Raw genomic sequence first — 23,285 nt, 5'->3', positions numbered from 1 at the left:
GGGCACCGGTCAGGCGTGCACCACCGGAGGTGTCCAGCCCTCGTACCTGCCGTGCTTACTGGTCCGCGGAGCGGAAGCGCGGGAAGGCGCCGCGGCCGGCGTACTCGGCGGCGTCGTCGAGGATCTCCTCGATGCGCAGCAGCTGGTTGTACTTGGCGACGCGCTCGGAGCGGGCCGGGGCACCGGTCTTGATCTGGCCGCAGTTGGTGGCGACGGCCAGGTCGGCGATGGTGACGTCCTCGGTCTCGCCGGAGCGGTGCGACATCATGCAGCGGTAGCCGTTGCGCTGGGCCAGCTCGACGGCGTCCAGGGTCTCGGTCAGCGAGCCGATCTGGTTGACCTTCACCAGCAGCGCGTTGGCGGTGCCGGTCTCGATGCCCTTGGCCAGGCGGGCCGGGTTGGTGACGAACAGGTCGTCGCCGACCAGCTGGACCTTGTCGCCCAGCTTGACGGTCATGGCCTTCCAGCCGTCCCAGTCCGACTCGTCCAGCGGGTCCTCGATGGAGACCAGCGGGTAGGCGGCGACGAGCTCGGCGTAGTACTCGATGAGCTCGGCGGCCGAGAGGGCCTTGCCCTCGAACTGGTAGGCGCCGTCCTTGTAGAACTCGGAGGCGGCGACGTCCAGGGCCAGCGCGACGTCGCGGCCGGGCACGTAGCCGGCCTTCTGGATGGCCTCGGTGATGAGGTCCAGGGCCTCGCGGTTGCTGTCCAGGTTCGGCGCGAAGCCGCCCTCGTCGCCGAGGCCGGTGGACAGGCCGCGCTCCTTCAGCACGCCCTTGAGGGTGTGGTAGACCTCGACGCCCCAGCGGACGGCCTCGGAGAAGGACTCCGCGCCGATCGGGGCGATCATGAACTCCTGGATGTCGACGTTGGAGTCCGCGTGCGAGCCGCCGTTGAGGATGTTCATCATCGGGACCGGCAGGACGTGCGCGTTCGGGCCGCCCAGGTAGCGGAACAGCGGCAGGTCGCTCGCCTCGGAGGCGGCGTGCGCGACGGCCAGCGAGACGCCCAGGATGGCGTTGGCGCCGAGCGAGGACTTGTCCGGGGTGGCGTCCAGGTCGAGCATGGCCTGGTCGATCAGGCGCTGCTCGGTGGCGTCGTAGCCGACCAGCTCCGGGCCGATCTGCTCGATGACGGCCAGGACGGCCTTCTCGACGCCCTTGCCGAAGTAGCGGTTCTTGTCACCGTCGCGGAGCTCCAGCGCCTCGAAGGCGCCGGTGGAGGCACCCGACGGGACAGCGGCACGACCGGTGCTGCCGTCGTCGAGGCCGACCTCGACCTCGACCGTGGGGTTGCCACGCGAGTCGAGGATCTCACGGGCTACGACGACATCGATGGACGGCACGAGGCATCTCCTTGCGGAAGCAGGGTCCCGCTGACCAGTGGTGCGGTCGGCGGGATGATTGCGGAGTCGTTACGACCAGAGCCTAACCGCACGTGGTCCCGGGGCCACGCCGACCTCGGTACCGTCTCAGCGTGTGGCCGGGCTACTTACCGGTAGTTCACCTGGGCTCCCCGGGAAAAGGGACGGAAGCGGACGAAGGGGGCCGATCCGGGGTCGGCCCCCTCCGTGGCGTGTCGCACCGGTGCCGGCCGGCGTCAGCCGAGGTGCAGCACCTGGCCGGGCAGGATCAGGTTCGGGTCGCCGCCGACGGTGCCGCGGTTGCCGTCGTAGACGGACTGCCAGCCGCCGTGCACGCCCTGGGCGGACGCGATGCCCGACAGCGTGTCACCGGCGCGGACGGTGTAGTCGTGGCCGCCCTGCGGGGCGACGGCGGCGCGCGGGGCCTGCTGCTGCGGCTGGACGTACTGCTGCTGGACCTGCTGCTGGACCTGCTGCTGGGCGGCCTGCTGCTGGGCCTGGCCCGCGTACTGCTGGTAGACGCCCTGGTGGCTGGTCCAGTACCAGGTGCCGTTGTTCTGGTACCAGTACACCTTCGCGTCGGCGTCCCAGCCGGCCTTGCCGGAGAAGCCCGGGGCCTGCGGCTGCTGCTGGGCCTGCTGGGCGTGCTGCTGGTACTGCTGCTGAGCGGGCTTCTGGGCCGGCTTCGGCTGCGCCGGCTTCGCCGCGGGCTGCTGCTGCGCCGGCTGGGAGTGCTGCTGCGCGGCGGGCTTGGCGTCCGAGGTGTCGACGGCGGCGGGGGCGCCGCCCTTCGACAGGCCGGCCTTCTTCGAGCAGACCGGCCAGGCGCCCGGACCCTGCGAGGCCAGGACCTTCTCGGCGACCGCGATCTGCTGGCCCTTGGTGGCCTGGTTCGCCTGAGCCGCGTACGCGGTGCCGCCGAAGGCCTTCCAGGTGCTGGAGGTGAACTGCAGGCCGCCGTAGAAGCCGTTGCCGGTGTTGATGCCCCAGTCGCCGCCGCTCTCGCACTGGGCGACGGAGTCCCAGGCGGAGGCCGGGGCGGCGGAGGCACCGGTGGCGGTGAGGATCGGCATCGCGAGTCCGACGCCGGCCACTCCGGCGACGGCGATGGCCTTCTCGGTCTGGGTGCGACGGCGGTGACGACCGGTTCCAACGAACAGCATGAAGGGGTCCCTCTCCGCACGCCTGCGAGGTGAGCTGTCGGGTTCGGACCGGGAGGTGGCCCGGCCGCCGTCTGCGGAAACGATTCCGCTCGGGCGGCTTCACCCCAAGCCGTGGAGGAACGGCAACAAACCTGGTTCCCCCGCCCCTGCCCAGGGTTCTGGTCGGTTTCCCGTGGCGCGGCGGGCAGGACTCGGCGTTCCGCGCTCGGGGTCCGCAGCTGCGAACTCCAGGGAGAGTAGACAGATCCTCAGACCAATCACAAGCTCATATCGCCGACATCACACAGAAATTACGGCACGTGGCCGATCGCCTACCAACGGCGGCCGTTTGTCCGGATTGATGGGTGTTCATGCGGCCTAACCCTGCCGATTCGCGACGCACCGTCAGTGTGTCGGAGCGTCTGGAAGCGCGTGCGGCGAACGGCGCTCGGGACTGAATTCGACCGGAAGTTCGCGCAATCCGCGCATGATCAGGCCACCACGCCACCGCAGGTTCTCCGGGCTTTCCGCCAGGGCGATATCGGGCAGCCGGGACAGCAGCGTGGCCAGCGCCGACCGGCCTTCGAGCCTGGCCAGCGGGGCCCCGATGCAGTAGTGGATGCCGTGCCCGAAGCCCAGGTGCGGGTTGTCCGCCCGGGCCAGGTCCAGGGTGTTCTCGTCCGAGAACCTGGCCGGATCCCGGTCCGCCGCCGCCAGGACCACCAGCACCGGGTCGCCGACCGGGATGTCCACCCCGCCGATGCTCAGCGGGCGGGTCGCGAACCGCCACGTCGCCAGCTCCACCGGACCGTCGTAGCGCAGGAGTTCCTCGATCCCGGTCTCCAGCAGCGCCGTCTCGCCGCGCGCCACCGACTCCTGCAGCAGACGGCGCTGCTCCGGGTTGCGCAGCAGTGCGTACGTCCCGTTGCCGATCAGGTTGACGGTCGTCTCGAAGCCGGCGAACAGGAGGATGAACGCCATCGCGGCGGCCTCGTTCTCGGTGAGGTGCTCGCCGTGGTCGCTCGCCCGGATCAGTCCCGAGATCAGGTCGTCCCCGAGGTCCGCCCGCTTGCGGTGGATCAGCTCCAGCAGGTACGCCCGCATCCGCTTCACCGCCCGCCCCACGCCGCCGCGTTGGCCGCCCCCATGTCGGATCATCATGCCGGCCCAGTCGCGGAAGTCGTCCTGGTCCTCGGCCGGCACGCCGAGCATGTCGCAGATCGCGTAGATGGGGAGCGGGAACGCGAACTCGTGGATGAGGTCCGCCGAACCGCGCTGCGCGAAGCCGTCGATCAGACGGTCGGTGAGCTGCTGCACCCGCGGCTCGAACTCGGCCACCCGGCGCGGCGTGAACGCCTTCGACACCAGTCGGCGCAGCCGGGTGTGGTCCGGCGGGTCGATGTTCAGCAGGTGCGTCATCAGGTCCGCCTGCCGCTCCCCCGGGATCCCGACCCGGCCGGTGCGGTGCGCCTGCTCGCTGTGGTGCGCCGGGTTCTTCGACAGCCGGCCGTCCGCCAGCGCCTGCCGCGCGTCCGCGTACCGCGTCACCAGCCAGGCCTCCACCCCGCTCGGCAGCGTGGTGCGGTGCACGGGGGCGTGCTCGCGCAGCCACGCGTACGCCGGGTACGGGTCGGCGGCGAACTCCCACGTGAAGAGCGGCGGGCGGGCGGCGTCGGGCTGAACTGGCATGGGACGACCGTATCCGGTGGGTCGGGGGCACCCCGTCATCTACGGTGAGTAACCGGCTCGTCGACGGCCCGCGGACCGCCCCTCAACACCCCGCGAACGCCCTGTGGACAGTGCGTGGACGGGTCTTGGACAGCTCTTGGACGGTGGGCAGGCGTGAGCCTGGTCACCTGAGGGGTAACCCCTGTTGCGGAGGGTCAGGACCTGCCTACGATCCTCGGCAGAAATCGTGGGCGTCAGTGCGGACCGCCCACAGGGAGGAGCGCACCATGCGGGTCACCGGGGCAGTCGTCGTCATCGCGGTACTCGACGGCGGGTCGGGGGCCGACCTCGCCCGCCGGTTCGCCGCGGCCGGCGCCGCCGGAGTGCTGATCGCCGACCAGCGGGTCGGCGTCGCCGAGGACCTCGCCGGCGAACTCGACCGGCCCGGCTGCCCCGTCGTCGGCGTCGGTGGGGACGTCCGCCGCCCCAGCGACGTCGCCGCGCTCGTCGACACCGCCGAGAAGCACCTCGGGCCGATCGACCTGTTCTGCGTCGCCGGCCCGGACGGCGAGCGGATCGTCTCCCTCGCCGACCTGCCCGACCACCTCGGCCTGGAGCGCCTCGCCGAGCTCGTCGCCCTCGTCGGCGAGGCCATCGGCGAGGTCGTCCTGCCGCAGCCGCGGACCGCCGTCCAGAACGCGGTGACGGCGGCCTGAGGCCCCTCCTCTTCCCTCCCGTCTACTCCGGCTCGAGGCCCTCGGCCTCGCGGACCGCGTCCCGGTAGGCGCGCGCCGCCGCGCGCAGCGCCGCGTCCACGTCCACCCCCGCGTCGTGCGCCCGCTGCGCCACGGCCAGCAGCAGCCTGCCCGCGGACTCCTCCGTGAGCTCCGCGGGCAGCTCGTACGGCTCGTCCGGCACGCCCTCGAACCCGGCCCGGCGCACCCGCGACACCAGCTTCGCCGCGTACGCGAGCGACGGCAGCCCGGCCGGCACGCCGTCCAGCACCGACTCGCGGTCCGCCTTCTCGGCCGCCTTCAGCTGCTCCCAGTTCGCCTCGACCTCGGCGGCGCCCTCCGCCTCGACGTCCCCGAACACGTGCGGGTGCCGGTACATCAGCTTCTCGACCAGGTCACCGGCCACGTCGTCGATCGAGAAGGCGTCGGTCGGGTGCTCCTCGGCGATCCGCGAGTGGAAGAGGACCTGGAGCAGAACGTCCCCCAGCTCCTCGCGCAGCGTCTCCCGGTCCCCCTCCTCGATCGCCTCGACCAGCTCGTACGCCTCCTCGACCAGGTACTTCACCAGGCTCGCGTGCGTCTGCTCGGCGTCCCACGGGCAGCCGCCCGGCGAACGCAGCCGGTCCATCACCGAGACCAGGTCCAGCAGGCGGGCGCCGGGCAGGTCGTACGACCCCGGCAGCACCTCGATCTCCGGCACCTCCCCCGCGTGCTCCACGGCCAGGCGCGCCAGCGCCGCGGTCAGGCCCGGGTCCCCGTCGGGGCTGCCCAGCCACACCGTGGGGGCCCGGCCGGCGGGCTCCTCGGTCAGCAGCCGCGCCAGCGCCGGCGCCGAGGCCGGCGCCACGATCTCCACGTCCACCCCGGCCTGCCGCACCGCGGCCACCTGCGGATGCCCGGCGTCCCCCGCCAGCACCCGTCCCGCCGACCTCAACGCCTCCCACGCCGGCCACGCCAGCAGCCCGGGGGCCACCCGGTGGGTGGTGGTGAGCAGGATCAACTTCGCGCCCGGAGTATTCGTCGTCACACCCCGAACCTACCCGTCCCGGCCCCCTGCCCGACCGGCCGAACCCGGTCCGGGCCGCCGTCCCGCAGATCTTCGCGCGGTCGGCACCACCGACTTCCAGCGCACCCCGCCATCCCCACCCGCGGGCCCACACAAGAAGTCGGCGCCATCGACTTCCTGCGCCGCAGCCCAGTGTGCGGGGGCGACGGGGGCGGCTCTCGGGCTGGGGTGGGGGTCAGCGGGTGGTGCGGTGGGGTTGGAGGGTGTCCAGGGAGTGGCGGAGGCGGCGGACGGCGGGGTGGTGGGGGCCGTCGCGGCGTTCGCGTTCGAAGAGGAGCTGGAGGAGCCACTGCCAGGCGTTCTCGGTGTCTCCCGCAGCGGCGAGCCGGAGGCCGATGCGTTCGCGGAGGTCGAAGGCGCGTTCCGGGTCGGGGTCGTGGGCCGCCGTCGTGAGGAGGGACTGGTACTCGGCCATCGCCTCCGCGTCCTGCCCGAGGTGGTCGAGGCAGATCGCCGCGCGGTAGCGGTGGTCGAGGGCCTGGGGTCCGTACGGACCGCCCTCGGCGGTGGCGGCGAGGCGGCGGTACTCGGGGAGGGCCTGCGCGTGGCGCCCCTCCTGGAGGAGAGTGCGGGCGTAGATGGTGCGGATCGTCCGCACCAGCGGCGCGCCGTCGCCGAGTTCGGCCTCGGCGCGGGGCAACAGGCGGGCCGCGAGGCCGAGGACCTCGGTGTGGCGGCCGGCGTCGACGAGGTCGGAGAGCCGTCCGCACTCCGCGCCGAGGTCCGGGGCGGACGGGACGGCAGGGACGAACGGGACCACCGGCGGCAGCGCCGGTGGCGGCGGGGTCGCGGGGGCCTGCGGCACCGGTACCGGCACCGGCCGCTGCGGCACCGGCCCGGCGGCCGACGGCTGCGGCTGGTGCGGGAAGCGGTACGGCCGGGTGGGGTCGGGCAGCGGCGCGTACCGCGGTTGGGCGGCCGCCTCGGGCGCGGGCAGCAGTGGGAGCAACCGCCCGTACACCTGCTGGGCGTCGGCGGGGCGGTCGGCGGGCTGCTTGGCGAGCAGGTCGAGGACGAGGCGTTCGAGCGGCTGCGGCACGTCCGGCCGCAGGTCGCGCAGCGGGACCGGCGGCTCGTCCACGTGGCGCCGCAGCACGCCGAGCGCGGTCGCCGCACGGAACGGCTCCTCGCCGGCGAGCATCTCGTGCAGCAGGCAGCCGAGCGCGTAGAGGTCGCTGCGCGGGTCGGTCGTGGTGGCCAGCGCCTGCTCGGGGGCCATGTAGGACGGACTGCCGATCGGCACGCCGGTGAGGGTGAGGCGGGTGGCGCCGGGGTCGAGGGCGGTGGCGATGCCGAGGTCCAGCAGGACCGTCCGGCCGTCGTGCCGGACCATCACGTTGCTGGGCTTGAGGTCCCGGTGGACCACCGGTACGGCGTGGACGGCGGCCAGCGCGGCGCACAGTTGGGCGGCGACGGCGACCGCCCGCTCGATCGGGAACGGCGCGTCCTCGGCGATGAGGTCGGCGAGGCTCACCCCGGGGACGCGCTGCATGACGAGGTAGAGCTCGCCCTCGTCCTCCCCGGCGTCGAAGACCGTGACCAGCCCGGGGTGGTCCAGCGCGGCCGTGACCCGGCACTCGCGCAGGAAGCGGCGGCGCAGCTCGTCGCCGTGGCGGCGTCGTCCGGTGCCCGTGGGGGCGGAGTCGGGACCGGCGGCGAGGAGGTGGTCGGTGTGGAGCAGCTTGACCGCGACCGGGCGGTCCAGGCGCTCGTCGTAGCCGCCCCACACCTGGCCCATGCCGCCGTGGCCGATCTTCTCGGCGAGGCGGTAGCGGCCCGCGATGACGCGGTCGGCGGTCACGACCGGCCTTCGCGGGCCTGCCGGCGCAGGAGTTCGCCGAGTTCGCGCAGGTCGTCGGTGGGCGGCGGGGCGGTGTGGGGCGGCGGGGCGGTGTGGCCGGGCACGGCCGCGCCGTACGGGGCGGTCGGCGGCGGGGCGTGGGGAACGGCGGGCGGCGGGGCGTACGGGGCGGGCGCCCAGAGGGACCGGCGGTCCATCACGAGGTAGTGCAGCGTGGGGGTGAGCCAGAGGAGGGCCAGGGCGATCTCGCCGACGACGTTCGCGGCCGAGGCTTTGGTGTCGCTCGCGACGCCCGCGCAGACGACCATGGTGAGGAGCAGCAGGCAGTAGACGACGGCGCCCGCGATGTCGTACGGGCGCCTGCGGCGTATCGCCAGCACGAGGGAGGGCAGCGGGCCGAACACGCCCGCCGTCAGCAGCGGGACGAGCGCGCACAGCACCCGGACCGAGGTCGAGGGACGGCCCGGCGCCTGGACGGCGGCACCGGGCGGGGGTCCGAACGTCCCGGGGTACTGCCCTGCCATGTGCGCTCCTGAGCTGGTGAGGACGGACGGACCGAGCACACGGTACCGCCCGGAGTCCCTCCCGGAGAGCGGGTTCAGAAGGAGCGTCAGCTCGGCGCGAGGGCACCCGGCGCGCAGGAGGTCGGCCGGGCCGACTTCCCTGCGCAGCAGTGGGCCTGGGGTCAGGGAGCCAGGGAGCCGGTTGCCAGGGCGTCGGTGGCGGCCTGGGTCAGGGTCTGGGCCAGGGAGGCGGCCTGGGTGAGGGTGGCGGCGAAGGCGGCCAGGCGGGCGAAGGCGGTGCCCTGACGCTGCTGGTCGGGCAGCGGGAGGCGGGGCAGCTCGACCCGGCGGATGTCGAGGCGGGCGGTCGTGGTGGCGTGGCTCGCGGCGCGGCGGGTACCGGCGGTGGAGCGGAGGTGGCCGGCCAGGAACTCGGCGTCGAGGGCGGCCGGGTCGGGGCGGAGCAGGTGGAGGCGGCTGCCGAGGGCGGCGCCGACGAGGGGGCCCTCGGCCGGGACGACGCGCGCGAGGCCACCGCGGAGGGCGGGGACGAGGACGTCGCCGGGGCGGGTGCGGAGGTCTCCGGCGGGGCCGGGGGCGGCGAGCGCGGCGGTGGGCGGATTGCCGGTGACGAGGTCCTGGTCGGTGACGACGAGCACGTCGCCCGGGCCCGGGCGGGTGGTGGCACCGGTTCCGGAGGAGTGCACCTCCAGCGCGCCGGCGCGCACGAGCTCGCCGACGGTGACGACGCCGGCGGCGGGTTCCGCGCCGGGCGGGGGCAGGAGGGTGGCGGGGTCGGCGAGGCCGGCCAGGAGTTCCGTCAACCTCCCGCTGAGGTGGGACAGTTCGGCGGCGCCGCCGAGCGGGGCGGCGGGCGGGACGTGGCGGGCGGGTGAGAGGTCCGTCTCGTCGTCGAGCAGGTCGATCGCGTTCATGGCCCGGTGGACGCCGGGGACGTCGGCGGGCACCGGCCCGCCGTCCCGGGCGGCCCGGTCGAAGGCGCGCCAGGCGTGGACGACGGTCCGCCGCAGTCCGGGCCAGTCGACCTTGTCGCGCCCGCCGTCCAGCGGGGCCGACCCGGCGTCGAGCAGCAGCACCTGACGGAAGTCGTCCCCCGGCTTCGGCGCGCGGAGCACCCAGAGGTGCAGCGGCACCCCGTACGGCGGGGCGGCGCCGGCCGGCAGGGCGACGACGGCGCGCAGGGCACCGGAGCGCAGGAGTTCGGCGCGGACGCGGCGCCCGGCCCGGCGTCCGGCGACGGCGGGGGGCAGCAGGAGGGCGGCGACGCCGCCGGGGCGGGTGTGCGCGAGGCAGTGCAGGACCCACGCGAGTTCGGACTCGCCGCGGGGCGGGACGAGACCGCCCGGCCACCGGGTGTCGAACTGCAACGCCTCGTGCCCCCAGTCCCGTTCGTTGTACGGCGGCTGGCAGAGCACCGCCTCGAAGGTGTCGCCGGGGTAGGCGTCGGCGCGCAGCGCGTCGCCGGGGCGCAGCGCGAGCGGGAGCGGGCCGGGTTCGTCGGCGGGGGTGTGCAGGGCGAGCCGGAACCGGGCGAGGGCGGCGGTGACGGGGTCGGCGTCCTGGCCGTAGCGGCCGGTGGTGTGCGGATGTGCGAGCAGGACGGCGCCGAGGCCGGCGGCCGGGTCGAGCACGGTGGCGGGGCCGCCGGCGATGGCGGCGAGCAGGTCGGCGGCCTCCGGCGGGGTGGGGCTGAGCTGGCGGGTGTTGGCCTCGGCGTAGCGGGTGAGCAGCTGCTCGTACACCGCGGCGGCGCCGGTGTCGGCCGCGAGGGCGGCGAGCAGGCGGGCGAGGTCGAGCTGGGTGCTGCCGAGGAGTCCGGGGAGGGGGAGGTTGTCGGCACCGTCCGCGTCGAAGGTGTGAACGACGGTGTCGGCGACGGCCCTCGGGAGCGCCGTCGCGAGGCGCGCGTCGGGCTCGGTGGTGAGGGCGGCCCAGCGGTCGGGGGCGCGGTGCAGCAGGAGCAGGAGGGCGCCGGCCTCGACGAGCGGGGCGGCGGGGTGGCCGGCCGGGTCGCGGAGGGCGTCGACGAACTGCCAGGCCCGCTCCAGGGGCGGGAGTTCGGCGATCTTGCCCTGCGCGCGCAGCCAGGCCTCGACCTCACCGAGGGCGAAGGTCGGGCTGGCGTCGCTGCCGCCGACCGGGCGCGGGAAGTCGGCGTGGCGGCGGCGCCAGTTGCTGACCGCGGCCCGGCCGACGCCGGCCAGCCGGGCGATCTCGACGGCGGTCACTTCGGGGCGGTCCGGCACGGGGGCTCCTTCGATCGTGTGGCCGCACATCAAGTCGTTGTGACCACACAGCATAGCCAGCACCTCCGATCCACACGTTCACACGTGAACAGAGCTGTTTCATAAAGCGCCGTTGACAATGTTCACAGTGAGTGGTGTGATTTCTTCGCCGCCACCGGACGGGGCGGCCCCAGGAAGACCACCGATCACCGGGAGAACAGCCATGTCCGCCACCACTCGCCGCTCCGCCGCCCTCCTGCTGGGCGCCGCGCTGATCACCCTCACCGCGACGGCATGCAACTCCACCGGCACCACCGTCTCCACCGAGGCGAAGCAGACCGCCCCGGCCGCCGCCGCGCCGAGCAAGCCCGCCGACGCCCCCAAGGCCCCCGCCAAGATCGGCGACACCATCGCGCTCAAGGGCACGGACAAGGCCAACACCGCCGACGTCGTCGCGGTGAAGGTGGTCGACCCGGCGGAGAGCGCCAACGAGTACCTCAAGCCGGCCGACGGCAAGCACTACGTCGCGGTGCAGTTCCAGATCAAGGCCACCGGCGGCCAGGCGTACGGCGAGGTCCCCGCCAGCAGCGCCAAGGTCGTGGACACCCAGGGCCAGGCCTACGGCCCGAACCTGGAGGAGACCAAGGCGGGGCCGGCCTTCCAGACCCCCACCAACATCGCTCCCGGCGAGACCGGCAAGGGCTTCGTCACCTTCGAGGTCCCTGACGGCGTCAAGCTCGACAGGGTCCAGTTCGCCCTGGACAACGGCTTCGCCAACCAGGTCGGCCAGTGGAAGATCGGCTGACCCCGGGCCGCGCCCCCGCACGAACGCAACGGCGGCCCCGGGCAGAGCCCGAGACCGCCGTGCGCCGACCGCCCGCGGGTGCTACTTCCGCGCCCCCGCCAGGTCGTCGAACATCGCCGACAGGAACTCGCTGCACCACCCCAGCAGCTCCCGCCCGACCAGCGGCTTGCCGCCGATCCGGCCGGTGCTCGGCCGGGGCACCAGCAGCTGCCGGCTGGCGGCCTTGACCTGGCTGCGCGGGTAGAGCCGGTTCAGCCGCAGCTGCTGCGACTCACGCAGCTCCACCGGCCCGAACCGGACGTTCGCCCCCTGCAGGGTGATGTCCGAGATGCCGCACCGCCGGGCGTACAGCCGCAGCGCCGCGACCAGCAGCAGGTTCTCCACCGGCTCGGGCAGCTTGCCGTAGCGGTCCACGAGTTCGTCCCGGACCTGCTGGATGTCCTCCTCCGAGTTGACGGCCGCGATCGAGCGGTAGGCCTGCAGCCGCAGCCGCTCGCCGGGCGCGTAGTCGTGCGGCACGTGCGCGTCGACCGGCAGCTCGATCTTGACCTCCAGCGGCTCCTCCTCCGGCTCGCCGCCGCCGTTCGCGAGCGACTCGCGGAACTCGGCCACCGCCTCGCCGACCATCCGCATGTAGAGGTCGAAGCCGACGCCGGCGATGTGCCCGGACTGCTCGCCGCCGAGCAGGTTGCCGGCGCCGCGGATCTCCAGGTCCTTCATCGCGACGTACATGCCGGCGCCCATCTCGGTGTGCTGGGCGATGGTGGCCAGCCGCTCGTGCGCCGTCTCGGTGAGCGGCTTCTCCGGCGGGTACAGCATGTAGGCGTAGCCGCGCTCGCGCCCGCGCCCGACCCGCCCGCGCAACTGGTGCAGCTGCGAGAGGCCGAAGGTGTCGCCGCGCTCGACGATCAGGGTGTTGGCGTTGGAGATGTCGATGCCGGACTCGACGATCGTGGTGGACACCAGGACGTCGAACTCCTTCTCCCAGAAGTCGACGACGACCTTCTCCAGCAGGGTCTCCCCCATCTGCCCGTGCGCGGTGGCGATCCGCGCCTCGGGCACGAGGTCCTTGAGCCGGGCGGCCGCCTTGTCGATCGACTCGACCCGGTTGTGGATGTAGAACACCTGGCCCTCGCGCAGGAGTTCGCGCCGGATCGCGGCCGAGATCTGCTTCTCGTCGTACGGACCGACGAAGGTCAGCACCGGGTGCCGCTCCTCCGGTGGGGTGGTGATGGTGGACATCTCGCGGATGCCGGTGACGGCCATCTCCAGCGTGCGCGGGATCGGGGTCGCGGACATCGTGAGCACGTCGACGTTGGCGCGCAGCTTCTTCAGCTGCTCCTTGTGCTCGACGCCGAACCGCTGCTCCTCGTCGACGATCACGAGGCCGAGGTCCTTGAACCTGGTCTCGGAGGAGAACAGCCGGTGGGTGCCGATGACGACGTCCACCGAGCCCTCGAACAGGCCCTCCAGGACGGCCTTCGCCTCGCTGTCGCTCTGGAAGCGGGACAGCGCCTTCACCGTCACCGGGAAGTTGGCGTAGCGCTCGGCGAAGGTCGAGAAGTGCTGCTGCACCAGCAGTGTGGTCGGCACGAGCACGGCCACCTGCTTGCCGTCCTGCACCGCCTTGAACGCCGCGCGTACCGCGATCTCGGTCTTGCCGTAGCCGACGTCGCCGCAGATCAGCCGGTCCATCGGCACGGACTTCTCCATGTCCGACTTGACCTCTGCGATGGTGGTCAGCTGGTCCGGCGTCTCCGCGTACGGGAAGGCGTCCTCCAGCTCGCGCTGCCACGGGGTGTCCGGGCCGAAGGTGTGGCCGGGCGCGGCCATGCGCGCCGAGTACAGCTTGATCAGGTCGGCGGCGATCTCCTTGACCGCCTTCTTGGCCCGCTGCTTGGTCTTCGCCCAGTCCGCGCCGCCGAGCCGGTGCAGCGTCGGGGCCTCGCCGCCGACGTACTTGGTGACCTGGTCGAGCTGGTCGGTCGGCACGAACAGCCGGTCGCCGGGGTGGCCGCGCTTGGCCGGGGCGTACTCCAGCACCAGGTACTCGCGGGTCGCGCCCTGGACGGTGCGCTGCACCATCTCGACGTACCGGCCGACGCCGTGCGCCTCGTGGACGACGTAGTCGCCGGCGGCCAGGGCCAGCGGGTCGATCGCGTTGCGGCGCCGGGAGGGCATCCGGCGCATGTCCTTGGTGGAGGACTTCTGGCCGGACAGGTCGGTCTCGGTGATGACGGTGAGCTTGAGGTCCTCGTCGACGAAGCCGCGCTCGATCGAGCCGCAGGAGACGTGGACGACGTCCCGGGTGGGCGCGTCGGCGAGGTCGGCGACGAGGCGGGCCGGGATGCCCTCGTTGCCGAGCACCTCCGCGAGCCGGGAGGCGGGCCCGTGGCCCTCCGTCACCATGACGACGCGCCAGTCGGAGGCCAGCCGCTCCTTGGCGTCGGCGATCGCGCGCGCGGTGTCGCCGCGGTAGGCCTCGACGGCGCGCATGCCGAGGGTCAGCGTGTTCGCGTCGAACTGGAGGACGTCGTCGACCGCCGACTCGCTGGTCGCGAACGGGCTGACGGACCACCACGGCAGCCCGAGCTCGTCGGCGTGCTCGCGCACCTCGGCGAGCGAGCGCAGCGAGGCGGCGGAGACGTCGATGGTCTCCAGGTCGATCGGCCGGTCCCCGCCGGCCGCCGCGGCCACCCAGGAGGCGTGCAGGAACTCCTGGCTGGTGGCGACCAGGTCGGCGGCCCGGGTGCGCACCCGCTCGGGGTCGCAGACCACGGTGACCGAGCCGAGCGGCAGCACGTCGACCAGCAGTTCCATGTCGTCCACCAGGACCGGCGCGAGGGACTCCATGCCCTCGACCGCGATGCCCTCGGCGATCTTGTCCAGGATCTCGGCCAGCCCGGGGTGCCCGGCGGACAGCTCGGCGGCCCGCGCCCGCACCTCGTCGGTGAGCAGCAGTTCGCGGCAGGGCGGCGCCCACAGGCCGTGCTCGGCGATCTCCAGGGAGCGCTGGTCGGCGACCTTGAAGTAGCGGATCTCCTCGACGTCGTCGCCCCAGAACTCCACCCGCAGGGGGTGCTCCTCGGTCGGCGGGAAGACGTCCAGGATGCCACCGCGGACGGCGAACTCGCCGCGCTTCTCGACGAGTTCCACGCGTGCGTAGGCAGCGGCGGACAGCCGTCGGGCGACCTCCTCCAGGTCGTGCGACTCCCCGCGCCGGGCAGCGACCGGCTCCAGCTCGGCCAGCCCCTTCACCTGCGGCTGGAGCACCGAGCGCACCGGGGCGACGATCACCTGGACCGGCCCGGCCGCCGGGTCGTCCGCGCGCGGGTGCACGATGCGGCGCAGCACGGCGAGCCGGCGCCCGACGGTGTCCGAGCGGGGCGACAGCCGCTCGTGCGGCAGCGTCTCCCAGGCCGGGTACTCGGCGACCGCGTCGGGCGGCAGCAGCGAGCGCAGGGAGGCGGCGAGGTCCTCGGCCTCGCGGCCGGTGGCGGTGACGGCGAGCACCGGACGGCCGCGGTCTCCCGCCGCCGCGGCGGCGAGCGCACGGGCGAGCGCGGCGATGGCGAACGGCCTGGCGGCGGGCGGTCCGACCAGGTCCAGGTGGCGGCGGCCGCCGGCCGCGGCGCCGGTGGCGGTGGCCGCCTCGATCGCCTCGGCGAGCGCCGCGTCCCGCGCGACGACATCGAGCAGTCCGGTCAGGCTCATTGGGGTCTCTTCTTCGTCCCGTGGCTGGTGCTGCCCCGGGGCGGCGAAGGCCCGCCGGGGCAACGCGAACGGCCCGGCACGCCGAGCGGCCGGGGGTCTCCAGCCTACGCCGCGGTAGCGACACGCACGCGGTGTACGGGCCCGGCGGGGCCGGACGCGGACGAACCTTTCACCGGGGCCGTGCGGGAGCGCCCGCGGACGAACCACTGGACGGAACACCGGGCGGGCTCGTGGACGAACCACCGGCCCGGCGGTCCAGCTCCGGCTCCGCGATCTGCCATGAAGTGGACATACTCCTGTCACTGCCCGTCCATGGAGATCGCGCACCATGGTGAACGTGCCCGCCGCACCCAACCGTGGGGGATGGCTGCGGAGGCACTGTCGCACCCCCGATGGGGGTCGGAGGTGCGAGGCCGGGCGACCCTGGGTGGGGGCGCCCGCCCAAGCGCCGGGAACCGTGGCGCCCTTTCCTGGAGGGCGCCACGGGTCTCGGCCTCACACGTTTCCGGCCAGGACGAGAAGCTCACCGGACTGCCGGCGGACGGCGCGCCGCCGCAGTAGCCGGGGTGTCTCAGCGGCGGCGGTAGGAGACGGTGTTCGGGGTCGCGTAGCCGGCGCCGTCGTCCACGATGACGATCTTCGGGATGATCCGGGTCTCCTCCGGCTCCGCGTCCGCGGCGACGGGTTCGGCCGGACCGGTCTGCGGCGGCGCGGCCGGCCTCGGCGGGACCGGGCCGGTCGCCACGGGCACGTCGGCCGGAGCGTCCGCGGGAGCGGCGTCGGCCGGGGCCGGGGCGGCGACCTGCGCGGACGGCAGCCGCAGGACGGCCGTCTCCTTCCCCGCGCCCGCCGCGTCCCGCTTGCGCAGGTCGGGAACCGGGATCTCACCGGTGTCGGCCTCGGGGTCCGCGGGCCCGGTGACGTCGTCGGCGACGACGACGGCCTCGACCTCGGCAGGCGCGTCCGCGGCCCCGGGCACCGGCACGGCCGCCGCCTCGATCTGGCCGACCGCCGCCCCGGTGAGCGAGGCCAGCGTGGCCTTGATGTGGTCGAGGTGCTGCTGCACCGTCTCCAGCCGGGCCGCGAACTCGGTCTGCTCCCGCTCGCTCGCCGCGTTGATCTTCTCCGCCTCCCGGCGGGCCCGCTCGACGCTCTGGTCGGCCTTGGCCTGGGCCTCGGTCTCCAGCTGCTTGATCTGGCCGAGCACGGTGTCCCGGTGCTGCTCGGCCTCCCTGACCCGGCGCTCGGCGGTCGCCGCGACCTCGGCGTCCTCCGCGTCGGCCCGGGCCTGCGCCTCGGCGAAGGCCTCGTCGGCGGCGCGCCGCCGGTCGGCGAGCTCGGCCTCGGCCTGCTCGCTCGCCTCGGCGGCGGCGACGCGCACCTTGGCGGCGTAGGCGGTGGCGGCGTCCCGGACGGTCCGGATGTCGCGGTCGGCGTCGCCGCGGATCGTCTCCGCTTCGGCGCGGGTGCGCTCCTCGATGCGCCGCGCGGCCTGGTCGGCCTCGGTGCGGGTGGTGGCCGCGTACTCCTTGGCGGCGTGCTCGGCGGCCTGGCCGGCCTCGTACACCTCGTCGCGCAGGTCCTCGGCGAAGCGCTCGGCCTTCTCCCGGACGGCGCGGGCCTCGGTCTCCGCCATGACGGCGAGGCCGGCGGCCTCCTCGCTCAGCACGGTGTAGTCGGGCGCGGGCGCGTCCTCAGCGGCCTGGCGGACCTCCGCCAGCCTGCCCTCCATCTGCCGGATGCCGGCGCCGAGGACGCTGAGCCGCTCCCAGGCCTCGTCCCGCTGCGCGGTGAGCGCGGCCAGGGCGCGGTCGACCTGTTCGGGCGCGTAACCACGCCGGGCCGGGGTGAAGCCGTACTGGGAGACGGCGTCGCTCATGGGCTCTTCCCCTCGTGTCGCGGGCTGCGGAGCCCATGATCGGACGGAACGGACGGCTCCGGGACCGGTTCGGCGACCGGGTCCGGATCCGTCCGTCGGACGGATCGAAATAGGTCGAGGACCGGACGGATAGACCCATCCTCTTGACCTATTTTGCGCAGATCCGGACGAAACCCCAACGAGGCACCGCCGCGACGGCACGTCGAAGGGGCCGTTCCGGACACCGGAACGACCCCTCCCCACCTGCGAGGATCCGGAACGGTCCGCTACAGCAGACCGTCCCAGAACTGCTCCAGCAGCACGGCCCACCAGGTGTCCGCGTTCTGCAGGGCCGCCGGGTCGATCGCGGCGAGCTCCGCCTGGAAGTCGGCCGTCCAGCGTCCGGCCTGCTCCGGCGTCAGCCCGTACCGCAGCCGCCACATGCGGCCCAGCAGGGCCAGCGAACGGACGAACTCCGGTACACCGGTGTTGACGAACCGGGGCGGCTGCCCGGTTCCGTCGACGTCCACGGCGACCACGTTCGCGGTGCCGTACTGGACGCACAGCTGACGGCCGTAGTCGTTGCCGAGCACCAGGTAGCCGGCGAAGTCCGGGCCCTGCGGCAGGCCGCGCTCGGCGGCCAGCTCGGCGAGCGTCGGGATCGGCCGCCCGTCCTGCGCCTGCGCCCAGAAGAACGGCCCGAAGTCGCGCGGCAGCCCGGCCCACATCAGGGTCTGGGCGACCGGCTCCGGCACGCCCTGGCGCGAGACCGCGCGCTGCTCGAAGCGGAACACGTTCGGCCCGAAGTGCAGCCCCAGCTCCTGCGCCAGCTGCTGCGGCGGGAGCTGCGGCAGCACCTGGACGCTGCCCGGGGCCGGCGGCGGCACCCGGAACGGGCGGACCCGCTGCGGGCCCGAGGCGAGCTGGTGGAGCTCGTCCAGGTGGTCGAGCAGCTCGGCCATCCCCGCCTGCCGGGACGCGTGGTCGCGCCCGTAGGAGGCGGTGTGGGTGAGCCGGACGTTCGGCCAGGACGCGGCGATCATCCGGTTGCAGTAGCCGCCGGGCAGGTCGCAGGACTCCAGCTCGGTGTAGAGCTCCAGCACCTGGTCCGGCGGCACGTTGAGCCGCCGCAGGTCCTGGAGGATCTTCCACTCCGGGTGCGGGGTGCCGGGCTCGCTGCGGTGCAGCAGCTTCTGCTCGGAGCCGTCCGGGCCGCGGTAGCTGAGCGCGGCGAAGTAGCCGGGGCCGACCGTGGGCACGCCCGGCGGCACCGGGGCCGCCTGCGGCGCGCCAGGCGCCGGCCCGCCGCCCGCGTTCGGGTAGCCGTAGCCCGCGGGCCCGGCCGGAGCCGCCGGACCGCCGGGCGGCGGCGGGACGGCGGGGCCGCCGGACGGCGGGGTACCCGGGTCCGCCGGGCCGGCGCCCAGCAGCGCCGGGTCGATCGCGCTCGCCAGCTGGGTCGCCTCGTACGCGATCCCGGGCGAGGGCGCGCCGGGTGCCGGCGTGCCGCCGGCGGGCGTGCCCTGGGCGGGCGCGGGCGCCGGGGCGGCCTGCGGCGCGGCGCCGCGCAGACCCGCCGGCGGCGGGGGCGGCGGGGCGGAGGCGGCACCGCGGCCGCCCGGGTTGGCGGCGGGCGCGCCGGAGCCGGGGGTGTGCCGCAGCCCGGCGGGCGGGGGCGGCGGCGGGGCCGACGCCGAGCCGCGGCCGAGCGCGCCGCCGGGGGCCGCGCCCGGACCGGACGCGCCGCCGCGCAGCGCTCCCGGCGGGGGCGGCGGAGGTGCGGAGGCCGCGTTGCGGCCGAGCCCGCCGCCCTGCGCCGCCTCGGCGGGCGCGGGGGGCGCCGAAGGCCCGGGGTGCGCCGGCGCCCCGGGCAGGCCGCCCAGGCCGGGGCCACCGGGAGCCAGCATGGTCGGCGCGTACTCCACGGCCGGTCCGGCCGGCGGCGCGGCGGGCGGTGCCGAGGGGGCGGCCGTCTCCGGCGCACCGGGCAGGCCCATCAGGCCCGGCATCGCCTCCGGCGGCGCCAGCAGCGTCGGCGCGGGCTCGGCCACCGGAGGCTGGACGGGAGCGGGTTGCGGGGCGGACGCGGGCGGTGCCGGCGGCAGGCCCGGGGTGCTCCTGGGCATCAGCGCGGTCGCGGCCTCGGAACCGGCCGGCGGGGGCGCGTCGGACGGCTCGGAGCCGAGCGTGCGCAGGCCCTCGGGCATCAGCATGGTCGCCGCCTCGGAGCCGGCCGGGGCGGGCCCCGGCGCGACCGGCGGAGCCGACTGCACCTGCGGCGGGACGGACGGCTCGTCGTGGCCGGGCGGTGGGGCGAGCATGGTCGGCGCGTCCCCGGCGGGCCGGTCGGAGACCGGCGGCGCGGTGAGGACGGCCGGCGGGGGCGTCGGCGGCCCGGTCGGCGGGGCCCACGAGGCGGCCTCGGCCGGGAGGCCGGTCGCCTCGGGCGCGGACTGCTCGGCCGGAGCGGGCGCCGGAACCGGAACGGGAGCCGGGGCCTGAGCCCCGCCCAGCCGCTCCGCCTCCGCCGCGATCGCCGCCGCGCCCGCCTCCTGCAACCACTGCGGCGGGCTGAGCAGGAAGGACGTCGCCTCGACGGGCCCGGGCGCGGGCTTCGCCGCCCCCGCCGGGTTGGCCGCGACCGGCCGCCCGTACACCTCCTCGTACTGCCGGACGACCTCGTTGACCGGCAGTGCGGGCCAGAGCGTGCTCGCGCCGGAGTCGCGGGCGATCACCAGCCGCGCCCCGCCCGTCGGGCCGCCCTGCTCCGGGGTCCCGTCCCCCGGCTGCACCGCCCAGCAGACGAAGCCCAGGTCGAACTCCCGGACCCGCACCTCGCGCTGCTGCGACCCCGGCACCCCGCCGTTGATCCACTCGTCGGCGAGCTCATGCGCCTGCGCGTACGTCACCACGCCCGGTTCACCCCTGTCCCCATCCTCGTCGTCCCCGTCGTCCCCGTCGTCCCGGTCACTCGCCCGGGACGGCCCGGGCGAACCCGCCGTCCACCATCAGCTCCGCGACCGTCTCCAGCTCGGGCGGGCTGCCCGCGAGCCGCAGCAGGAAGTCGTCGAAGTCCTCGCCGCAGGGCAGCAGCAGCCGCTCGACCCGGTCCTCCGGGGCCTCCGGGAGGCCGGTGTCGCGGGCGTCGTCGTACAGGTGGAACCAGACCGTGCCGATCCGGTCGCCGCGGACCTTGAGCGCGACGATGCCGCCCTGGGCGTAGGCGATGCCGAGGTAGTCCTTGGTGAGGTGGTCGCGCAGGCACTTGTTGGCGTACACGACGTCCGCCGTCCCGTACTCCTCGGTGAGGGTCAGGAACGGCTGGTCGAGCAGCATCCCCAGCTCGGTGTCGAGCGCGACCCCGACCGGGGCGCGGCCGCCGCCGAGCTTGAGGAAGCTGCGGTAGGCACCCGGCAGCCGGTAGCCGAGGCGGTCCTCGGCGCGCTGGAGCAGGTCCTCCGGGACGCTGATCGGGTCGCTGCCGTCCAGGGCCAGCGGGAAGTGCACCGGCCGGCGCTCCTGGAGCGGGCGGGTGCCGCGCTGGCCGTGGTTTGCGGCGGAGGTGGCGAGGCCGCCGTGGTGCCGCAGCAGTGCCTTGACCTCGACCGGGACGAGCTCCATCCGGCGCCAGCCGGGGGCGGCCCGGCCGGCGACGTGGTGCCAGGTCCAGCCGGGCGGGGTCGCGACGGCGGTGTGCAGGTCGGCCCAGAGCGGGTGGCCCTGGGTGAACAGCGCGGCGTTGGCCGAGACGTAGTCGGTCAGCCGCAGCTCGTCCACGCCGAGGCCCTCCGGCGGGTCGGCGACCTCGGCCGCCGCGGCGGCGTACGGGGCGAAGTCCGGGTAGCCGTGCTCGTCCACCCGGACCCCGGCGGGGTAACGCTCCGCGCGGACCGGGTCCGGGAAGTGCACCACCTGACCTGCGTATGCCGCGTTCGGTGCGGCGGCGGCGCCGGGCCGACCTGTCGTCATCTGGGAGCCCCCACTGGCTGCTGCAAAATCGGTGCGTCTGCTGGACACCAGCGTAGGGGGTCACCCTCCTGGCCGAACCCCCGCACCTACGCGTGACCAGTACGCAGCGCGGCCAGCAGGGCCTCGGCCACCCGGACCTGCTGCGCCTCGGTGATCTGCGGGTAGAGCGGGAGCGTGAGCAGTTCGCGCGCGGCCCGTTCGGCCGTCGGGAAGGCGCCCTCGCGGTGGCCGAGGGAGCGGAACGCGGGCTGGAGGTGCACGGGGACGGGGTAGTGCACACCGGCGCCGATCCCGGCGGCGTGCAGCGCGGCGAGCACCGCGTCGCGGTCCCGGCCGGGGCCGATCCGCACCGCGTACAGGTGCCAGACGTGCTCGTTGCCGGGGGCGGTGCGGGGCAGGGCGAGGCCGTCGACGCCGCCGAGCAGCGCGTCGTAGCGGGCTGCGGCGGCGCGGCGGGCGGCGTTCCAGGCGGGCAGGCGGCGGAGTTTGGCGCGCAGGACGACGGCCTGGAGGGCGTCCATCCGGGAGTTGAAGCCGAGGCGTTCGTGGGTGTACTTCTCGCGGGCACCGTGGTCGCCGATGAGCCGGACGGCGTCCGCCAGTTCGGCGTCGTCGGTGAGCACCGCACCGGCGTCGCCGTAGCCGCCGAGGTTCTTGCCGGGGTAGAAGCTGGTGGCCGTGATCCGCCCGTACGCGCCGCGCCCGTGCTGCCGGGCGCCCTGGGACTGCGCGGCGTCCTCCACCACCGGCCGTCCGTCGGCCAGTTCGAGCAGCGGGCCCATGGGGGCGAGCTGGCCGTTGAGGTGGACGGGCAGCAGCGCGACGGCCCCGGGGAGCGCGTCGGCGGCGCGCGCGGGGTCGATCAGCAGGTGCGCCGGGTCGGCGTCGACGAGCACCGGGTGCAGTCCGGCCCGCAGGACGGCCTCGGCGGTGGCGACGAAGGTGTTGGCGGGCAGCACGACGCCGCCGCCGGGCGGCAGGTCGAGGGCGCGCAGGGCGAGTTCGAGGGCGTCGGTGCCGTTGGCGGCGCCGACGCAGTGCCGGGTGCCGGTGAAGTCGGCGTACTCGCGCTCGAAACCGGCCACTTCGGGGCCCTTGACGTAGCCGCCGGACGCGAGGACGCGCTCGAAGCCGGCCCGGACCTCGGCCGCGATCTCCGCGTGGGCGGCGGCCAGGTCCACCAGCGGGATGCCGCCGGTGCCCCCGGCGCCGCCGCTCACCGGACCACGGCCCACGGGACCTCGTCGGCCCGGTCGGCCACCCCCACCGGGATGGTGACCCCGCCGAGTCGGAGGCTCAGCGAGGCCGCCTCCAGCAGCCGCAGCACCCGCACCCCCGCGCGCCCGTCGGTGAGCGGCGCGCGGCCCTCGACGATCGCGGCGGCGAACTCGGCCATCACGTTGCGCAGCGCCTCCTGTTCGACCAGCGCGGGCGCGACCATCTCACCGACGCGGTAGGAGATCAGCGCCCGGTGCCGGATCGCGTCGGTGACCTCCTCGGGCGGGGTGAGGTCCACGCCCCGGTCGTGCACGGCGAGGCGGGCCTGCGGGTTGAGGTCGTCCCAGACCAGGGTGCGCCGGGAGCCGCCGATCAGCGTGGTGCGGACCTTCGTCGGGGAGAGCCAGTTGACGTGGCAGTGGGCGAGGGCGCCGTTGCTCAGCCGGACCGTCAGGTAGGCGACGCAGGCCCGCCCGGCGCCGATCGGGTCGGCGCCCTGGGCGGACACCCCGACCGGCTCGACGCCGGGCGGCAGGACGAAGTCGAGGATGGAGAGGTCGTGCGGGGCGAGGTCCCACAGCACGTCCACGTCCGGCTGCACCAGCCCGAGGTTGATCCGTACCGAGTCGAAGAACTGGACGTCGCCGATCTCGCCGCCGTGCACGAGCTCGCGGATCCGGCGCACCGCCGGGGTGTAGCAGAAGGTGTGGTCGCACATCAGCACGAGCCCGCGCCGCTCGGCGAGTTCGACGAGCTCGGCGGCCCCGTCGGCGGAGGTGGTGATCGGCTTCTCGACCAGCACGTGCTTGCCGGCCTCCAGCGCGGCCCGGACGAGCCCGTGGTGCGCGGCGGCGGGCGCGGCCACCGCGACGGCCCCGACCCGCTCGTCCTCCAGTACCCGCCGGTACGAGGAGGTCGCGCCGACGGTGCTGTACTCCCCCAGCACCGTACGGGCCTTGGCCTCGTCGAGGTCGCAGAGCCAGTGCAGCCGCAGCGCCGGGGTGTGCTGGGCGTTGCGGACCAGCTTGGGACCCCAGTAGCCGGCGCCGACCACGGCGATGCCGACCGGCCTGGCGGGGACGGGCCGGGGCGGTTCGCCCGGGGTGGGCACGTGCCCGCCGGGCGCCTCGTTGGCGTCCCCGGCCGCGTCCGGTCCGCCGGCGCGTCCCCCGTCCCGTCCCGACGTCGGAGAAGTCAT

15 protein-coding genes and 1 riboswitch are annotated in these 23,285 nt (G+C 74.9%); of the genes, 2 read left to right on the top strand and 13 right to left on the bottom strand.

What is annotated here, in order from left to right; all coding sequences use genetic code 11:
* Positions 1-55 precede the first annotated feature (55 nt).
* The 3 genes from eno to AB0C76_RS22565 all read right to left on the bottom strand — a co-directional run bounded on the left by eno (position 56) and on the right by AB0C76_RS22565 (position 4,194).
* Positions 56-1,345, bottom strand: coding sequence for a phosphopyruvate hydratase (eno, locus tag AB0C76_RS22575; RefSeq protein ID WP_359968197.1), 1,290 nt, complete (start codon positions 1,343-1,345; stop codon positions 56-58).
* Positions 1,346-1,599: 254 nt separating this feature from the next.
* Positions 1,600-2,526 (bottom strand): transglycosylase family protein, encoded by a 927-nt coding sequence (locus AB0C76_RS22570; RefSeq protein WP_359968194.1) that lies wholly within the window; start codon positions 2,524-2,526, stop codon positions 1,600-1,602.
* Positions 2,527-2,531: 5 nt separating this feature from the next.
* A riboswitch (cyclic di-AMP (ydaO/yuaA leader) is annotated at positions 2,532-2,700 on the bottom strand.
* Positions 2,701-2,910: 210 nt separating this feature from the next.
* Positions 2,911-4,194 (bottom strand): cytochrome P450, encoded by a 1,284-nt coding sequence (locus tag AB0C76_RS22565; RefSeq protein ID WP_359968191.1) that lies wholly within the window; start codon positions 4,192-4,194, stop codon positions 2,911-2,913.
* 266 nt (positions 4,195-4,460) lie between these two features.
* On the opposite strand from AB0C76_RS22565, the gene AB0C76_RS22560 reads away from it, so the two are divergent.
* Positions 4,461-4,889, top strand: a complete 429-nt coding sequence (locus AB0C76_RS22560) for an SDR family NAD(P)-dependent oxidoreductase (protein WP_359968189.1) — start codon at positions 4,461-4,463, stop codon at positions 4,887-4,889.
* A gap of 22 nt (positions 4,890-4,911) precedes the next feature.
* On the opposite strand, the gene AB0C76_RS22555 is transcribed toward AB0C76_RS22560, so the two are convergent.
* From AB0C76_RS22555 to AB0C76_RS22540, 4 genes are all read right to left on the bottom strand, one after another.
* On the bottom strand, positions 4,912-5,934 hold the full coding sequence (locus AB0C76_RS22555) for a MazG family protein (RefSeq protein WP_359968187.1): 1,023 nt from the start codon (positions 5,932-5,934) through the stop codon (positions 4,912-4,914).
* A gap of 214 nt (positions 5,935-6,148) precedes the next feature.
* The gene (locus AB0C76_RS22550) at positions 6,149-7,774 is read right to left on the bottom strand and encodes a serine/threonine-protein kinase (protein ID WP_359968184.1); all 1,626 of its coding nucleotides are present in this window, start codon (positions 7,772-7,774) and stop codon (positions 6,149-6,151) included.
* Positions 7,771-8,298 carry a hypothetical protein gene (locus tag AB0C76_RS22545; protein ID WP_359968181.1) on the bottom strand — a complete coding sequence of 176 codons (528 nt, stop codon included), beginning with the start codon at positions 8,296-8,298 and terminating at the stop codon, positions 7,771-7,773. Before AB0C76_RS22545 ends, AB0C76_RS22550 begins: the two co-directional genes overlap by 4 nt.
* Positions 8,299-8,459: 161 nt before the next feature.
* The gene (locus AB0C76_RS22540) at positions 8,460-10,544 is read right to left on the bottom strand and encodes an N-6 DNA methylase (protein ID WP_359968178.1); all 2,085 of its coding nucleotides are present in this window, start codon (positions 10,542-10,544) and stop codon (positions 8,460-8,462) included.
* Positions 10,545-10,746: 202 nt separating this feature from the next.
* Between AB0C76_RS22540 and AB0C76_RS22535 the strand changes: the two genes are divergently transcribed.
* Positions 10,747-11,328, top strand: a complete 582-nt coding sequence (locus AB0C76_RS22535; RefSeq protein ID WP_359968175.1) for a DUF4352 domain-containing protein — start codon at positions 10,747-10,749, stop codon at positions 11,326-11,328.
* Positions 11,329-11,409: 81 nt separating this feature from the next.
* On the opposite strand, the gene mfd is transcribed toward AB0C76_RS22535, so the two are convergent.
* The 6 genes from mfd to AB0C76_RS22505 all read right to left on the bottom strand — a co-directional run bounded on the left by mfd (position 11,410) and on the right by AB0C76_RS22505 (position 23,285).
* The gene (mfd, locus tag AB0C76_RS22530; protein ID WP_359968172.1) at positions 11,410-15,042 is read right to left on the bottom strand and encodes a transcription-repair coupling factor; all 3,633 of its coding nucleotides are present in this window, start codon (positions 15,040-15,042) and stop codon (positions 11,410-11,412) included.
* Positions 15,043-15,613: 571 nt separating this feature from the next.
* On the bottom strand, positions 15,614-16,921 hold the full coding sequence (locus AB0C76_RS22525) for a hypothetical protein (protein ID WP_359968169.1): 1,308 nt from the start codon (positions 16,919-16,921) through the stop codon (positions 15,614-15,616).
* Between the two features lie 266 nt (positions 16,922-17,187).
* Entirely contained in the window at positions 17,188-19,812 is a 2,625-nt protein-coding gene (locus AB0C76_RS22520; RefSeq protein ID WP_359968166.1) for an SUKH-4 family immunity protein, read from the bottom strand.
* Between the two features lie 55 nt (positions 19,813-19,867).
* Complete coding sequence (locus AB0C76_RS22515; protein ID WP_359968163.1) at positions 19,868-20,869, bottom strand: HNH endonuclease; 1,002 nt, start codon at positions 20,867-20,869, stop codon at positions 19,868-19,870.
* An 86-nt stretch (positions 20,870-20,955) separates the two neighbouring features.
* Entirely contained in the window at positions 20,956-22,104 is a 1,149-nt protein-coding gene (locus AB0C76_RS22510) for a DegT/DnrJ/EryC1/StrS family aminotransferase (RefSeq protein WP_359968160.1), read from the bottom strand.
* Positions 22,086-23,285 carry a Gfo/Idh/MocA family oxidoreductase gene (locus AB0C76_RS22505; RefSeq protein ID WP_359968158.1) on the bottom strand — a complete coding sequence of 400 codons (1,200 nt, stop codon included), beginning with the start codon at positions 23,283-23,285 and terminating at the stop codon, positions 22,086-22,088. The genes AB0C76_RS22510 and AB0C76_RS22505 overlap by 19 nt, the downstream gene beginning before the upstream one ends.

The organism is Kitasatospora sp. NPDC048722 (assembly GCF_040650235.1).
Classification (GTDB): domain Bacteria; phylum Actinomycetota; class Actinomycetes; order Streptomycetales; family Streptomycetaceae; genus Kitasatospora.
The sequence above is the reverse complement of the archived record's forward strand: the minus strand, read 5'-3'. Positions and strand labels throughout refer to the sequence as shown.

What these genes read in the sequence shown, in the direction of transcription:
- AB0C76_RS22570 (WP_359968194.1), bottom strand. Translation starts at nt 2,526, where the DNA reads ATGCTGTTCGTTGGAACCGGTCGTCACCGCCGTCGCACCCAGACCGAG.
- AB0C76_RS22565 (WP_359968191.1), bottom strand. Translation starts at nt 4,194, where the DNA reads ATGCCAGTTCAGCCCGACGCCGCCCGCCCGCCGCTCTTCACGTGGGAG.
- AB0C76_RS22560 (WP_359968189.1), top strand. Translation starts at nt 4,461, where the DNA reads ATGCGGGTCACCGGGGCAGTCGTCGTCATCGCGGTACTCGACGGCGGG.
- AB0C76_RS22545 (WP_359968181.1), bottom strand. Translation starts at nt 8,298, where the DNA reads ATGGCAGGGCAGTACCCCGGGACGTTCGGACCCCCGCCCGGTGCCGCC.
- AB0C76_RS22535 (WP_359968175.1), top strand. Translation starts at nt 10,747, where the DNA reads ATGTCCGCCACCACTCGCCGCTCCGCCGCCCTCCTGCTGGGCGCCGCG.
- mfd (WP_359968172.1), bottom strand. Translation starts at nt 15,042, where the DNA reads ATGAGCCTGACCGGACTGCTCGATGTCGTCGCGCGGGACGCGGCGCTC.
- AB0C76_RS22525 (WP_359968169.1), bottom strand. Translation starts at nt 16,921, where the DNA reads ATGAGCGACGCCGTCTCCCAGTACGGCTTCACCCCGGCCCGGCGTGGT.
- AB0C76_RS22515 (WP_359968163.1), bottom strand. Translation starts at nt 20,869, where the DNA reads ATGACGACAGGTCGGCCCGGCGCCGCCGCCGCACCGAACGCGGCATAC.
- AB0C76_RS22505 (WP_359968158.1), bottom strand. Translation starts at nt 23,285, where the DNA reads ATGACTTCTCCGACGTCGGGACGGGACGGGGGACGCGCCGGCGGACCG.